The sequence below is a fragment of the Halomonas sp. N3-2A genome, assembly GCF_002216165.1.
In the GTDB taxonomy this organism is placed as follows: Bacteria; Pseudomonadota; Gammaproteobacteria; order Pseudomonadales; family Halomonadaceae; genus Vreelandella.
Genome location: NZ_CP022286.1, coordinates 3,911,920 through 3,924,674, shown reverse-complemented (window position 1 = coordinate 3,924,674; position 12,755 = coordinate 3,911,920). Strand labels below are relative to the sequence as shown.

Sequence of the window (12,755 nt, the reverse complement as noted above, 5' to 3'; positions counted from 1 at the left end):
CAAAGACATCACGTCAGGAGTGCTCAATGGATATTACGAGCGATAGCCACAGCCAACATATCTCTCGCCAGTTCAACCAAGAGCTGGAAGAGCTAAAAACCCACCTGATGGCCATGGGCGGTCTGGTGGAAAAACAAGTGCAAGATGCTGTTTTTGCGCTACTGGAAGGTGATAGCCGTCTTGCTGAGAAAGTGCGCGACAATGACCGCCAAGTGAACGACCTGCAACTGCAAATTGACGATGAATGTACGCGGGTATTAGCACGTCGTCAGCCAGCGGCTTCCGACTTACGCTTAGTGCTGGCGGTTATTCGCGCAACGTCCGACCTCGAGCGTATCGGCGATGAAGCCAGCAAAATTGCTCGAAATGCACTACTGTTGAGCGAAAGTAGCGGCAGCATCCGTGGTTTAGTCGAAGTACGCCATATCAGCGAGCACGTGCGTAAAATGCTTCGCGATGCACTTACCGCTTTTGCGCGTTTTGATACCGATCTTGCAATGCAAGTTGTGCGCGAAGATGAGTTCGTTGACGATGAGTATGGTAGCGCCATGCGCTCGCTGATGACCTTTATGATGGAAGATTCACGTTCGATTAGCTCTGTACTTAGCATTATGTGGGTGCTACGTGCCTTAGAACGCGTGGGGGATCATGCCAACAACCTGGCGGAGTACGTTGTCTACTTGGTCAAAGGGCTAGATATTCGCCATAGCGATCCCGACAATATCGACCCGCAGGTACTTAAAAAATCTTGACCTAGCACGCGATTCCTCCTGCAATACGCCCAGATATTCCCTCTGGGCGTTTTTTCTAAGGAGCAAATATGTTGGATGCGATGACGGCGCTGAGTCGAGGCACTCGCTTGGTCTACCAGAAAGGTCTGCGGCGCTATATTTTCCTACCCATCGTGGTCAATATAATCGTTTATGCCAGCATGCTCAGCTTCGTAGTCAGCCGCTTTTCTGGCTGGTTAGATAGTGCGATGACCATGGTGCCAAGCTGGCTTGAGTGGCTCTCATGGCTAATCTGGCCACTGTTCTTTATCAGCCTACTGCTGGTGATCTTTTTTACCTTCACCCTGGTCACCCACTTAATCGCCGCACCTTTCTATGGTTTTTTAGCCGCGAAGGTAGAGCGTCAAGCAACAGGGCGTGAACCCCTGGATGACCGCGGGCTCGCTAAAACCGCCGTCGATGCCTTGGGTCGTGAGCTAGTCAAACTCGGTTATATTCTGCCACGCATGGTGATACTGTTTATCATTAGCTGGATACCTGGCCTAAACCTGATAGCGCCTATTTTGTGGATCCTTTTTTCCGCGTGGATCATGGCAATCACTTATTTAGATTATCCTATGGATAACAATAAGATTACCTTTCGCGATATGCGTACACGATTATCGAAACGGTGGTGGCCAAGTCTCACCTACGGCGGGTTAATTATGCTCGTGACCTGGATTCCTCTCGCCAACCTGTTCTTAATTCCCGGCGCAGTGGCAGGTGCCGTCTTAATGTGGGACGACCACTACCGCGGCACGCGCGACATTACGCCTCATCGCTAATGACTTAATCGCTATAACGCTGATACAACCTATTTGTTACCTTAAGGTTGTTTGGCTTCACTATTATTCTCAAGATTAAGCATAAGCCTTGTTAAGAAGATAAGGCCCCTACAAGGAATACGACCATGCTGACCCGCGCACTCTGGTTGACGGCTCTCCTCACTGGCTCAATCTCTTTCGCATCGGCTCACGACGTTCAAACCGACCAGCTAAGGATCGCTCATCCTTTTGCCACGCCAACGCCCCCCGGTGTGACAAATGGTGCCGCTTATCTGGATATTACGGCTCATACAGAGTCCGTCACACTGGTCAGCGCACAGACACCTGTGAGCGAAAGTGTTGAGCTACATGATATGCAGATGGAAGGCGATATGATGAAAATGCGCCACGTCAGTGCTATCGAAATCGCTAAAGATGAAACGCTAACAATGCGCCCAGGTGGCGGCTATCACTTAATGCTAATGGGATTACATCAGCCATTGGCAGAAGGTGACCGGTTTCCCATCACGCTCGAATTTGCCCAGCAAGACGCTATTGAAATAGAAATTTGGGTTCAAAGCGCCCAAGAAGGAAGCACCGCCGCTGACCGCCATCACCAGCATTAACAGGATCAATCGATCACCGTCTTAACCACAAAAACCCCGCCGAAGCGGGGTTTTTGCTATAAAACTTATTTGTCACACACGTTTAACCATCGCCCTCTTTACCAGCGTGTACTGCTACCTTCTTCACGGTTGAGTTCTTCAGCGCGATAACCTGCTCGCTCTTTAGAGTCATCATCAGCGTCACTGGCACGGCTTGAAGGAGCATATATCAGAGTATTCTCATTATCATTGATCAAATCTTTAGCTGAATAGGTCGCAGGGCCCGATGTGTTACGAGATTGAGGTTGAATAATTTCTTGGTTCTCAGCACGTCCTTGATTCAGCTCTATGGAAGAGTGTGCAAACGCTATTGGACTTGCGATAAGCCCCAACGATAAGCCTACAACCACAGTGCTTTTAACAAATGATTTCAACAACATAAATAAAAACTCCTTGCTATATGGAGCAACCGACAATGCAATGATACAAGGTACCTTCTTTTGCCAATCGCAAAACGTGTCATCTGAATAATTGCATTTTTAACACCAAGAAACAGTGGGCAACGTAACAATGATTATACTATACACAAAAAATTAGACCCCACCGAAGTGGGGTCTTGAGCACTCTTAGTATCGCGATACGTAACACTAGCTTCCTATCCGTTTGAGGGGCTCCAACCTTGGAATTAACCCTGACTAGCGTGTTGACCGTCGAAAGATTCAATCCTTGAATCTAGGAGCATCCATGCAATTTGACATCCATGCCTCTGAATAGCTCATCCGTAAGCGTAAGAGTTATAGTACCTTTTGAAAAGATAAGTAACCAAAGTTAATGTTACATTCCGCTATTTTCTTCAGGCAACTCATCTGTGCTGTCATAGCCAGACTCTGAATCGTCCTGGCTCGTTGAACTAGGTTCCATGTCGCTGGCGTTATCGCCTTCGTCATGAGTCAACTCTTGGCTATCATAATTACTTGAATCTGTTGTACTTTCGGATTGAGTCTCAACAGGCTGCTCATCAGGGGAAATATTGTTCGCGGGGTCTGCTGGCTCTTGAGCGAATGCTGCAGGGCTAGCAACTAAACCGAACGCTACACTTAAAATACCAGCTTTCTTGAGTAGTTCCTTGGACATCATGTTCCGTCTCCTAGATCGCTGTTCAGGTACTGCTTAAATAGTAAGAAAGACGGCCTTTCGGCTTACCAATTCCTATGGTTTTCTCTCTTACCAAGTACCAAGACACGTGCAGACGATGTGCCAAAAAATCAAAAATGATATAAAAAACCAAATAAAACAATAATTTATCAAATGAAAGATAATAGGAAGAGCGCTTAAAGCGTTTGCAGATCAAGCAGGGAAAGTGGTTAGAAATGGCACATGAGTATTATGTGGCCATACTTGTATGACAAGCATGACACACCTATACATCACTTGTACTTAAACAGCATTGCGCGAGGCGGGCTCGCTTTTGACAACACGTGATGACGGAAAAACACAGCGAAAGAGGGCTCCTTCGCCAGGGCGAGATTCAATTTGTAACAATGCGTCATGTCTTAGTAGCACATGCTTTACAATCGCCAGACCAAGCCCGGTACCACCCGTTGCAGTACTACGCCCTTTATCAACGCGATAGAAACGCTCGGTTAAGCGTGGAATATGCACAGGGTCAATTCCCTCACCATCGTCGTCAACTTCAATACAAGCACTGCCATTCGGCAGGGTTTTCCAGCGAAGTGTTATCTGACTGCCCTCTGGCGTATACCGCACAGCGTTAAACACTAGGTTTGAAATAGCGCTATGCAGTTCCTGCTCGCTGCCGATCAGACGGGCATCGCTCTCAAGCGCGACTTGAACACTGTGCTGTTGGTTAGAGAGCGCTAGCGCATCGCAGCGAATGGTGTCGAGCATTGGCCCTAACGCCAACGCATGATGATCCTCGCCACCTTGATCAATTTCTAACCGAGAGAGCAGTAGCAGATCATTGACTAAGTTTTGCATACGCTTCGTCTGCTCTTCCATCTGAGCAATACCTCGGCCCAAACGTGGTGGAAGTTGCTCTTTCAAGTCGCTGTAGGTTTCTAAATAACCCGTCAGTACCGTTAGCGGTGTGCGTAGTTCATGGGAAACATTGGCGACAAAGTCACGCCGCATCTGCTCTAAACGATGCAAGCGGGTAATATCTCGCGCCATTACCAAGCGCTCATCATCACCATAGAGAGTAATTTGATATTGAAGGATATGCCGTTCATCGATGGGCGACGTTAAGGTCAGCGGCTCACCGTATTTACGTGCATTAAAGTAGCTGATAAATCGCGGGTCACGAAGCAGATTGGTAATGTGCTGGCCACGGTCGTGGGCGGTTTGCAAGCCCAGCATTTCCGTCGCGGCACTGTTCCACCACTCCAGGTCACCATGCCGATCTAGCATAACGACACTGTCACGCATCGCTTCGGATGATTCCTGAATACGTGCAAGGGTGGCACGTAAGCGATTCTGAGTAATCCGTTGGCTCTTTTGGTAGCGATACAAGCGATCAAAAAGCTCGCCCCACATGCCGCTCGCAGCAGGGGGTTCATCATGAGGGTGAAGCGTTAACCACTTAAAGAGCGCACGCAGTTGGCGCAGTTGATACACCAGACAAACGGCAAGACCTGCAGCAACGCCAAGACCTGGCATACCCAGCAACCACCCCAGACAAGCGCCCAAAGCGGCCAGCCACGCAATTCGCCATAGTTCTCGGCTCCACAGGCGCACCGTTACACCCGCGCGGAAAAACGGTACCCAGTGCCTCTCACCGTTTGAATGAGACTCTGGTGAGCTTCTCCTAGGGCCTTACGTAGACGTCGGATGTGAACATCTACCGTCCGCTCTTCAACGTATACGTTACCGCCCCACACTTGATCGAGCAGTTGGCTACGTGTATAGGCGCGCTCTTGGTGCGTCATGAAAAACTGCAGCAGACGGTACTCCGTCGGCCCCATTTCTAACGCCTTACCGTAAGCACTCACACGGTGGCTCACTGGGTCTAATAGCAAGCCATTAATTTCAATAGGATCTTCGACACCACGGGGGGTAGTACGTCGCAATACTGCTTTTAAGCGCGCCACCAGTTCGCGGGGAGAGAAAGGCTTGGTGATATAGTCATCCGCCCCAGCCTCAAGCCCTTGAATCTTATTATCTTCTTCGCCTTTAGCGGTCAGCATAATGATAGGCACCTCGGCAGTGGCTTCTTCACGCTTTAAGCGCCTTGCAAGCTCAATACCACTGGTGCCCGGCATCATCCAATCCAGCAAAAGCAGATCTGGCTGGTGGTCAACCATCATCGCGTGGGCATCCTGGGCGTTATCCGCTTCAAGCACGCGATAGTCAGCCATTTCCAGCGCCACTGCGATCATCTCGCGAATAGGCGCCTCATCATCGACAATCAAAACGGTCTTGGCGGTCATTCCAGGGCCTCACGGTGTTCAATGAAAACTAATTTAAAAAATAGTTTAAAAAAACAGTTCAAAGACATGTCAGTGACGATAACACCATGACTCGATGACAATTTTATGACATAGAGGATATTTAGCCAGTTATTGGCCACCAACTTAGTGCAATACCTGCAAAAATTAACAAGCCTGACCAATGATTATTAAGAAATGCCTGGAAGCAGCGGTCGCGCTCACGGCCAGCGATTAAGCGTTGTTGATGGACAAACGTAGCGGCCATAGCGGCTAATCCAAGCCAGAAAAAGCCACCTAAACCAACGCGCCATCCTACCCAGGCAAGTAGTCCAAGTGCCGCCACTTGCAACACACCAATGATCAGACGATCAGCGCTACCAAACAGCACCGCGGTAGATTTGATGCCAATTTTTAGGTCATCGTCGCGGTCGACCATGGCGTATTGAGTATCGTAGGCAACGGTCCACAGCACGTTAGCGCTAAACAGTAGCCATGCTTCAAACGGTACATGACCCAATACCGCACCGAATGCCATGGGAATCGCCCAAGAGAACGCAGCCCCTAACACCACCTGAGGTAAATGGGTGTAGCGCTTCATAAACGGGTAAATGAACGCTAATACAACACCACCTATCGACAACAGCACCGTAAACCAATTGGTCAATAGCACTAAAATGAAAGCAGTGGCTACCAGCGCGATAAACAGCAGCTGCGCCTCGGTTTCACTGATACGACCAGTGGCTAGCGGACGATGTTTAGTGCGCTTTACATGGCCATCGAAATGACGATCAGCGTAATCATTAACCACACAGCCCGCGGCGCGCATCACATAAACGCCAGCAATAAAGATCAGCAGAACATTCCGTCCAGGCACACCCTCTGCTGCTATCCACAATGCCCATAAGGTGGGCCACATCAATAGCCAAGTACCAATCGGGCGATCCAATCGCGTTAAATGTAAAAAATCAGCCACCCGAGCCCATCCCGTTGGCCTCAACAGAGAACGGTCCATGCTTACCTCTCAAAAAGAAAACGCTGGTGATAGCCTAGCGCGAAGACAGGGCAAGATCATCTGCCATGGTCGATAAAAAGTATTCCTGCACTAACAGCGACAGCCCACCGTGCTGAAACACTGAGCGCCGCCCCCATACGCTGTCTAAAAGCGACGCAGAGTGTTCCGCGACAAAGCGTGGCTGATGGCGAGTGGCGTAGAGTGGCCCGCGCACTAAGTCAGGTTGTTGAAACAGCCAACTGCCTAATGAACGCTCGCCAAGCCCTTCTAACCCCTTACCTTGTAATTGACTAAGTGGCGCTACCGAGCGTGCGACTACCCAGGGCTTATCGCCGACACACAACGCGACTTCTCTCAGCCATGCATAGCGGCGCGGTTCAATTCCCAGCGCTAGCGCTTCATCCCGTAGAGGTAAGCCAATCGTTTGACGTAACAATTGCACCCGAAACGCGTTTGTGCCGCCTGCGACGGTTAACCGCGTCGTTAAGGAGTCCGTCGATGCCACCCACTGCCACCACGCAGCGCTCATTGCAGGACGAGCCGCAGCAACAGGGAGCCAGTGAGGAAATAGTCGATGAGGAAGGGAAGCTTGCCGAACAGTAGGGGCGATCACCAAAGTCTCCAAGGCGGTCAATACACAGAAAGCTAGTGTAACATGGTGACCTCACAGGCTTTTGTTCCGCCGACTTTTGGTGACTGCATGCCCTCACACGAGATATCGCGATATACCCATTCGGCACTGATTATTATTGGCACCGGTATGGCGGGGATTGGCCTTGCCCGCGCCCTACGCCGACATGGCGATACACGTACCATTACCCTTATCAGTGCCGATAGTGGCGATGATTACAGTAAACCGCTGCTTTCTACAGGCTTTGCGAAACGCTTAACGCCAGACCAACTCGCCCAACGTGACGCCAGCGGCGTCGCAGAAGAACTGAATGCTGAGTTAATTACCCACACCCAGGTCGCACACCTGCATGTGGATAACCAATGCGTAGAACTCAGTAATGGCCAGCAGCTCCACTATGACGATCTGGTGCTAGCCACTGGGGCGGCGCCCCATAGGCCGTTCAGCGTGCCCGAAAGTGTCGCCAAACGATGCTTCACCATCAACGACTTAGACGAGTATCGCCGCTTTTATGCCGCATTAGGAGCAGCGCCTACTAAACGTGTCGCGGTTGTCGGTACCGGGCTGGTGGGCTGCGAGTTCGCCAATGACCTCCATGCTGGCGGCCACCAAGTCACCCTCATTGCGCCAGAAAGCACCCCGCTGCAACGTCTACTGCCCGAGTCACTCGGCCAAGCGCTGGCGGATGCTTTCCAAGACGCTGGCATCCGACTTGCTTTAGGGCATAACCTGAAAACGCTCGCCCTTAGCGTAGATAATGCCCTATCACTCCATCTTGATAATGGCGACGTCTATGCTGCCGACATCGTATTACTCGCCACGGGCTTAGCTCCGCGCACTCAACTTGCTGAAGCAGCCGGGCTGGCGGTTAGCCATCGAGGTATTGTGGTTGATCGCCAGCTACGCACCTCTCAACCGAACATATTTGCGTTGGGCGATGCGGCTTGCGTTGAGGGAGTTAACGCTATGTACGTGCAGCCCCTGCAGGCAAGCGTAAAAGCGCTAGCGACAACACTCGCCGGAAAACCAACCAGCGTCAGCTTTGGGGCGTGGCCCGTCATTGTGAAAACACCATTACTTCCCGTGGTTGCCTACCCTCCAGCAACCACGCCAGCACGGTGGAAAATTGAGGGAGAAGGCGGTGACATGACAGCCGTTGCTGAAAATAAAGACGGTCGTTTGATTGGATTTGCGTTGACAGGCAGCTGCGTGAGAAGGAAAGTGGAGCTTTCCAGAGTAGCACCTGCGCTGCTAGGCTGATTTTCGCCGCCTTAGCGACTAGGCTAAAAAAGTTAACCAGCTGGGCAGTGCTTCTAACAACACAGATGAACTTACGCTTGATTTCCACATAGGGAGATACCTTTATGCGCAAACCTGAACTCGCAGCCGCAATTGCTGAAAACGCTGATCTATCCAAAGACAAAGCAGGCCAAGTCCTGAACGTTATCTTGGACGAAATCACTAACAGCGTTGCCAAAGGCGAAGATGTTGCTCTGATTGGTTTTGGAACGTTTACCGTACGCCAGCGTGCCGCACGTACTGGCAAAAACCCGCAAACTGGCGCGCCGTTACAGATTCCCGCCAGCAAAAATGTTGCGTTCAAGCCGGGCAAAGCGCTTAAGGACGCCGTTTCCTAATGAAACTCAAGCTGACGCTGTGGCTACTGAGCTTACTGCTTAAAAGAGCCCTGCGACGCAAGCCGCGCTTTCGTGAGCAACTTGAGCGAATGCGCGGTCTGGACTGGGGCGTTGCCACGGAAGACCTCAGCATTGCCCGGTATTATCGAATGGCGCCGAAAGGCATTGATACCGGCAAAGGGCTACCCGTTGACCTAGACCTTGAGCTTCGTTTTCGCGATCAGGATGCCGCGTTGAAAATCCTTAAAAAGCCGACGCAACAGGCATTTCTAGATGGCATGGTAGCCGGTGAAGTCCGCCTAGTGGGCGACTCTGCCGATATGAATAAGCTGCAGAAACTACTTAAGTACCTATAGCGTTATTATCGGTTTAGAGAAAACTACGAGGCTTGGGGACCCTTAGGGTAACGATTTATACAGAGCCAGTGCAGAGGCACAGCAGCTACCAGTGGATATTCCTCATCAGCGATTGGTTTACTTTCGCGTTACCCTTGAGTCTGGCTCAGTGCGCCGCGCAGCGGCGCGCTTGGACATTGCACCCTCGGCGGTAAGCCGGCAAATTGCCTTGCTGGAAGAAGCCTTGGGGGCAACCCTGATGGAGCGTCATCGCGACGGCATTTCGCCTACCCCGGTAGGCGAAATGCTGCTTGAGTATTGCGAACGACGCGGCGCTCTTGATGAAGGCTTTATTGCCTCACTTGAATCCTACCAACGCATGGAAACCGGCAAGATATCGCTCACCGTCGGTGAAGGATTTGTCAGTGACCTAGTGGCGTCCCCTCTGCATGAATTTACCCAACGCTATGCGGGCATTCAGCTCGATATCCATACCGCAGGCACATCGGGGATAATTGATGCCATTATCAGCGATCACAGTCATATCGGCTTAATGTTCCATGAGCGTACCCATCCCCAGCTGCGTTTCTGGTCATCTAGCCCGCAGCCACTGATGGCTATCCTGGCGCCCAACCATCCTTTAGCCAATCACACTACACCGCTTACGCTCACCCAGTTAAGCACACAGCCGATGGCCATGTGGGATACCACCCATGGGGTGCGCCAAATGGTTGACCAAGCCTTTCAGCAGTCGCGTATAGCCCCGCGCATGGCGATGAACACCAACTCCATGGTGATTCTGGCGCAATACGTACGTAGCGGTATGGGCATTACCCTGCTGCCCGCCTTTGCCGTCGCCCATGATTTAGAGCTCGGCACGTTAGTCGCGCGTCCGGTAGATAACCCGCTTTTTCAGCGCTCCCAGGCCCACATGGTCACGCGGGTAGGTCGACAGCAGCCCAAAGCTAGCGTTCTGCTGCTACGCCACCTACAGCGCTGGATGCAGGCCTTTCGCGCCCCAGGTTTGGCGGTGAGCGATCAACCAACGCCACTGCCGTAACCAAATGCCACACTGGCTGCGGGGGCGGTTTCCACCCAAACGCTTTGCGGCACCGTGTATTCGCGCAGGCCATCCAAACCGCTGGAGCGCCCAAAGCCGCTATCGCCAAAGCCCCCGAACGGCGACATAACGCTGATCGCCTTGTAGCTGTTGATCCACACCGTGCCCGCACGCAGCTGACCGGCTACGCGATGCGCCCGCGCGACGTCTTGGCTCCAAACGGCGCCAGCCAAGCCAAAGCGGGTCTCGTTGGCAAGTTGAATCGCCTCATTTTCGGTGTCGAAGACCATCGCCACCAGCACCGGGCCGAACACCTCTTGCTGAGCGATCTCCATATCCGGTGTGACATCGACCAGCACCGTAGGGGCGATAAAGTAGCCGTGAGCCTCGTCAGGCAGCCCTGATGGACGTTTACCACCCGTTAACAGCCGCGCGCCAGCGGCTACTGCAGCGTCAATCATACGCGTCACTTGCTCAAACTGGCGGCGATTCTGCAATGGCCCCATGCGAGTTGCTTCGTCACTAGGCAGGCCCACTTGAATCTGCTCCGCCGCCCGCGCCAAACGGCTGGTAACCTGCTCAAACACCGGGCGCTCGATCAACAGCCGCGACCCGGCCACACAGCTCTGTCCAGCCGCAGCAAAAATGGCCGCCTGGGCACCCGCAACGGCTTCATCCAGCTTGGCATCGGCAAACACGATATTAGCCGATTTGCCCCCCAGCTCTAACACGCTGGGTACCAGTCTCCGCGCACCTGCTTCGGCGATCATGCGGCCACTCTGGGGAGAGCCCACGAATACCAGCTTGCTGATGGCGGGGTGATCGGTCAGCGCTGCGCCGGTCGATTTGCCTAGCCCATTGACGATATTGATCAGTCCTTTAGGAAGCCCGCCGCTTTCAAGCAGCTTGGCAATCACCACCGATGAGAACGGCGTCAGCTCGGAAGGTTTTAGCACCACGCCATTGCCCGCCGCCATGGCCGGGGCTAACTGCCAGGCACAGGTGAACATCGGCGCGTTCCAGGGGGTAATCTGCCCCACCACGCCATAGGGCACGTGGTGCACATAGTTAAGGTGCGAGGTAGGCACCGGAATCACTTCGCCATGCTGCTTGTCGCACCAGCCCGCGTAGTACTCGAACATCTCACGCACTTTGCCTACTTCAGCGCGGCAGTCACGAATCGGCTTACCGGCCACCACACTTTCCAACTGAGCCAGCGCCTCTTCATGGCCCTCCAGGCCACGGATGGCGGCATTCATGCGCCGTCCACGCTCGCTGGCGGTTAACGCCATCCATTCGCGCTGGCCACGCTCAGCGGCTTGGGTGGCACGCTCAATCAGTGCGGCTCCTGCATCGTGATAGCTCACCAGCGTTTCGCCGGTGGCCGGATTGCTCAAGGTGATCACTTCACCCTCTCCCACCACTAAATCACCATCAATCCAGTTACTCAGCGGTGTGGCAGCAGCTAATCCAAACCCTTTAAGCAGTTCAGCAAGATGGTCGCAGGCATGTTGGCTAAGTGCGTTCATTCGTTACCCTCCGCTTGAGTAGCGCGAGCTAATATCGGTGTAGTGATATGGTTAAAGTCATCGCTATCGGCGGGGTGGTCGGCGTTCGCATGCCAGGCATCGACCACGGCTTGTAACAGCGGCGAAGGTATATCCAGTTGCTCAGCGGCATCTCGCGCTAAACGCAGGTCTTTACGCATCAAGCCGGTGGTAAACCCTGAGTCGAAGCGCTCACTCAGCACCCACTCGGGGAAGTTCACCTCGCTAACCGCGCTACGCCCAGAACCGCTATTGAGTCCCGCCAAGCAGGCAGCGGGGTCAACGCCCGCTTTGGCTGCCATAGCAACGGCTTCGGCGGTGGTTAACAAGTGCGCGGCACACAGGTAATTATTGGCAAGCTTGACCACATGGCCGCTGCCCGGGCCGCCCACATGGGTGCGCTTGGCTGACATCGCTTCCAGCATCGGCAATACCCGTTCGATAGTGCGTTCATCGCCTCCCAATAGCATCCCCAGCTTGCCACTAGCAGCGCCTTTGGGGCCGCCGCTGACCGGTGCATCCAACCATAGAAGACCCGCTGCGCTAACTTTTTCTGCCAGTTCACGCGTCACGGCGGGGTCACTGGTGGAAGTATCAACAATCACGCTACCTTTTGGCGCTAGGTTAATCAGGCCTGGCGATTGCTCAAGCACCTCACGCACCTGGGCGGAGGTGGGCAACGACAACAGGTAAACGTCGCTTGCGGGTAGCTCTTCGGGAGCCACAGCGGGTACCCCTTGAGCAGCGAGACGCGACCGTGCTTGCTCAAATACATCGCTTCCCGTTACCGCAAACCCGGCGGCTTTAAGCGTCAGCGCCATATTACCGCCCATCTGCCCCAGGCCGATGACAGTAATAGTTAAAGACTCAGTTGCCGAGGGCTCAGTTTGTAATGACATCGTAAAACTCCCAAAACGCTTTTTAGATAACAAGACGCTATGTCCGGTG

Annotated in this window: 15 protein-coding genes; 7 read left to right on the top strand and 8 right to left on the bottom strand. The window is 52.9% G+C overall.

All coding sequences use genetic code 11. The features are described 5' to 3' along the window. The first annotated feature begins 26 nt into the window (after positions 1-26). The 3 genes from phoU (at position 27) to CEK60_RS18315 (ending at position 2,160) form a co-directional block, all read left to right on the top strand. Complete coding sequence (phoU, locus tag CEK60_RS18325; protein WP_089040210.1) at positions 27-752, top strand: phosphate signaling complex protein PhoU; 726 nt, start codon at positions 27-29, stop codon at positions 750-752. A 68-nt stretch (positions 753-820) separates the two neighbouring features. Continuing rightward, positions 821-1,555 carry a sulfate transporter CysZ gene (gene cysZ / locus CEK60_RS18320; protein WP_089040209.1) on the top strand — a complete coding sequence of 245 codons (735 nt, stop codon included), beginning with the start codon at positions 821-823 and terminating at the stop codon, positions 1,553-1,555. Between the two features lie 125 nt (positions 1,556-1,680). Beyond that, the gene (locus CEK60_RS18315) at positions 1,681-2,160 is read left to right on the top strand and encodes a copper chaperone PCu(A)C (protein ID WP_089040208.1); all 480 of its coding nucleotides are present in this window, start codon (positions 1,681-1,683) and stop codon (positions 2,158-2,160) included. 98 nt (positions 2,161-2,258) lie between these two features. Here the strand turns inward: CEK60_RS18315 and CEK60_RS18310 are convergent, their stop codons facing one another. From CEK60_RS18310 to CEK60_RS18285, 6 genes are all read right to left on the bottom strand, one after another. Further along, entirely contained in the window at positions 2,259-2,579 is a 321-nt protein-coding gene (locus CEK60_RS18310; protein ID WP_089040207.1) for a hypothetical protein, read from the bottom strand. 394 nt (positions 2,580-2,973) lie between these two features. After that, complete coding sequence (locus CEK60_RS18305) at positions 2,974-3,276, bottom strand: hypothetical protein (RefSeq protein WP_089040206.1); 303 nt, start codon at positions 3,274-3,276, stop codon at positions 2,974-2,976. Between the two features lie 300 nt (positions 3,277-3,576). Beyond that, the gene (gene phoR, locus CEK60_RS18300; protein ID WP_089040205.1) at positions 3,577-4,893 is read right to left on the bottom strand and encodes a phosphate regulon sensor histidine kinase PhoR; all 1,317 of its coding nucleotides are present in this window, start codon (positions 4,891-4,893) and stop codon (positions 3,577-3,579) included. 2 nt (positions 4,894-4,895) lie between these two features. Then, positions 4,896-5,585 carry a phosphate regulon transcriptional regulator PhoB gene (gene phoB / locus CEK60_RS18295; RefSeq protein WP_009723274.1) on the bottom strand — a complete coding sequence of 230 codons (690 nt, stop codon included), beginning with the start codon at positions 5,583-5,585 and terminating at the stop codon, positions 4,896-4,898. Between the two features lie 121 nt (positions 5,586-5,706). Then, entirely contained in the window at positions 5,707-6,597 is an 891-nt protein-coding gene (ubiA, locus tag CEK60_RS18290) for a 4-hydroxybenzoate octaprenyltransferase (RefSeq protein WP_089040204.1), read from the bottom strand. A 34-nt stretch (positions 6,598-6,631) separates the two neighbouring features. Beyond that, positions 6,632-7,210, bottom strand: coding sequence for a chorismate--pyruvate lyase family protein (locus CEK60_RS18285; protein WP_253921599.1), 579 nt, complete (start codon positions 7,208-7,210; stop codon positions 6,632-6,634). Positions 7,211-7,297: 87 nt separating this feature from the next. On the opposite strand from CEK60_RS18285, the gene CEK60_RS18280 reads away from it, so the two are divergent. The 4 genes from CEK60_RS18280 to CEK60_RS18265 all read left to right on the top strand — a co-directional run bounded on the left by CEK60_RS18280 (position 7,298) and on the right by CEK60_RS18265 (position 10,260). Further along, complete coding sequence (locus tag CEK60_RS18280; RefSeq protein WP_089040972.1) at positions 7,298-8,488, top strand: NAD(P)/FAD-dependent oxidoreductase; 1,191 nt, start codon at positions 7,298-7,300, stop codon at positions 8,486-8,488. 104 nt (positions 8,489-8,592) lie between these two features. After that, positions 8,593-8,865: an HU family DNA-binding protein gene (locus tag CEK60_RS18275; protein WP_083007712.1), complete on the top strand. Its 273-nt coding sequence runs from the start codon at positions 8,593-8,595 to the stop codon at positions 8,863-8,865. Further along, positions 8,865-9,221 (top strand): hypothetical protein, encoded by a 357-nt coding sequence (locus CEK60_RS18270; RefSeq protein ID WP_038479712.1) that lies wholly within the window; start codon positions 8,865-8,867, stop codon positions 9,219-9,221. The genes CEK60_RS18275 and CEK60_RS18270 overlap by 1 nt, the downstream gene beginning before the upstream one ends. 91 nt (positions 9,222-9,312) lie before the next feature. Next, positions 9,313-10,260 (top strand): LysR family transcriptional regulator, encoded by a 948-nt coding sequence (locus CEK60_RS18265; RefSeq protein ID WP_089040203.1) that lies wholly within the window; start codon positions 9,313-9,315, stop codon positions 10,258-10,260. On the opposite strand, the gene CEK60_RS18260 is transcribed toward CEK60_RS18265, so the two are convergent. Both CEK60_RS18260 and CEK60_RS18255 read right to left on the bottom strand, forming a co-directional pair. After that, entirely contained in the window at positions 10,239-11,789 is a 1,551-nt protein-coding gene (locus CEK60_RS18260) for an aldehyde dehydrogenase family protein (RefSeq protein WP_089040202.1), read from the bottom strand. The two genes, CEK60_RS18265 and CEK60_RS18260, sit on opposite strands and share 22 nt — an antisense overlap. Beyond that, positions 11,786-12,706 (bottom strand): NAD(P)-dependent oxidoreductase, encoded by a 921-nt coding sequence (locus CEK60_RS18255; protein WP_089040201.1) that lies wholly within the window; start codon positions 12,704-12,706, stop codon positions 11,786-11,788. Before CEK60_RS18255 ends, CEK60_RS18260 begins: the two co-directional genes overlap by 4 nt. Positions 12,707-12,755: the final 49 nt, after the last annotated feature.

Bases quoted from the DNA above. Each gene is read 5' to 3' on its own strand.
- CEK60_RS18275 (WP_083007712.1), top strand. From the start codon at position 8,593: ATGCGCAAACCTGAACTCGCAGCCGCAATTGCTGAAAACGCTGATCTA.
- cysZ (WP_089040209.1), top strand. From the start codon at position 821: ATGTTGGATGCGATGACGGCGCTGAGTCGAGGCACTCGCTTGGTCTAC.
- CEK60_RS18305 (WP_089040206.1), bottom strand. From the start codon at position 3,276: ATGATGTCCAAGGAACTACTCAAGAAAGCTGGTATTTTAAGTGTAGCG.
- CEK60_RS18310 (WP_089040207.1), bottom strand. From the start codon at position 2,579: ATGTTGTTGAAATCATTTGTTAAAAGCACTGTGGTTGTAGGCTTATCG.
- ubiA (WP_089040204.1), bottom strand. From the start codon at position 6,597: ATGGACCGTTCTCTGTTGAGGCCAACGGGATGGGCTCGGGTGGCTGAT.
- CEK60_RS18315 (WP_089040208.1), top strand. From the start codon at position 1,681: ATGCTGACCCGCGCACTCTGGTTGACGGCTCTCCTCACTGGCTCAATC.
- CEK60_RS18255 (WP_089040201.1), bottom strand. From the start codon at position 12,706: ATGTCATTACAAACTGAGCCCTCGGCAACTGAGTCTTTAACTATTACT.
- CEK60_RS18260 (WP_089040202.1), bottom strand. From the start codon at position 11,789: ATGAACGCACTTAGCCAACATGCCTGCGACCATCTTGCTGAACTGCTT.
- phoU (WP_089040210.1), top strand. From the start codon at position 27: ATGGATATTACGAGCGATAGCCACAGCCAACATATCTCTCGCCAGTTC.
- phoB (WP_009723274.1), bottom strand. From the start codon at position 5,585: ATGACCGCCAAGACCGTTTTGATTGTCGATGATGAGGCGCCTATTCGC.
- CEK60_RS18270 (WP_038479712.1), top strand. From the start codon at position 8,865: ATGAAACTCAAGCTGACGCTGTGGCTACTGAGCTTACTGCTTAAAAGA.
- CEK60_RS18280 (WP_089040972.1), top strand. From the start codon at position 7,298: ATGCCCTCACACGAGATATCGCGATATACCCATTCGGCACTGATTATT.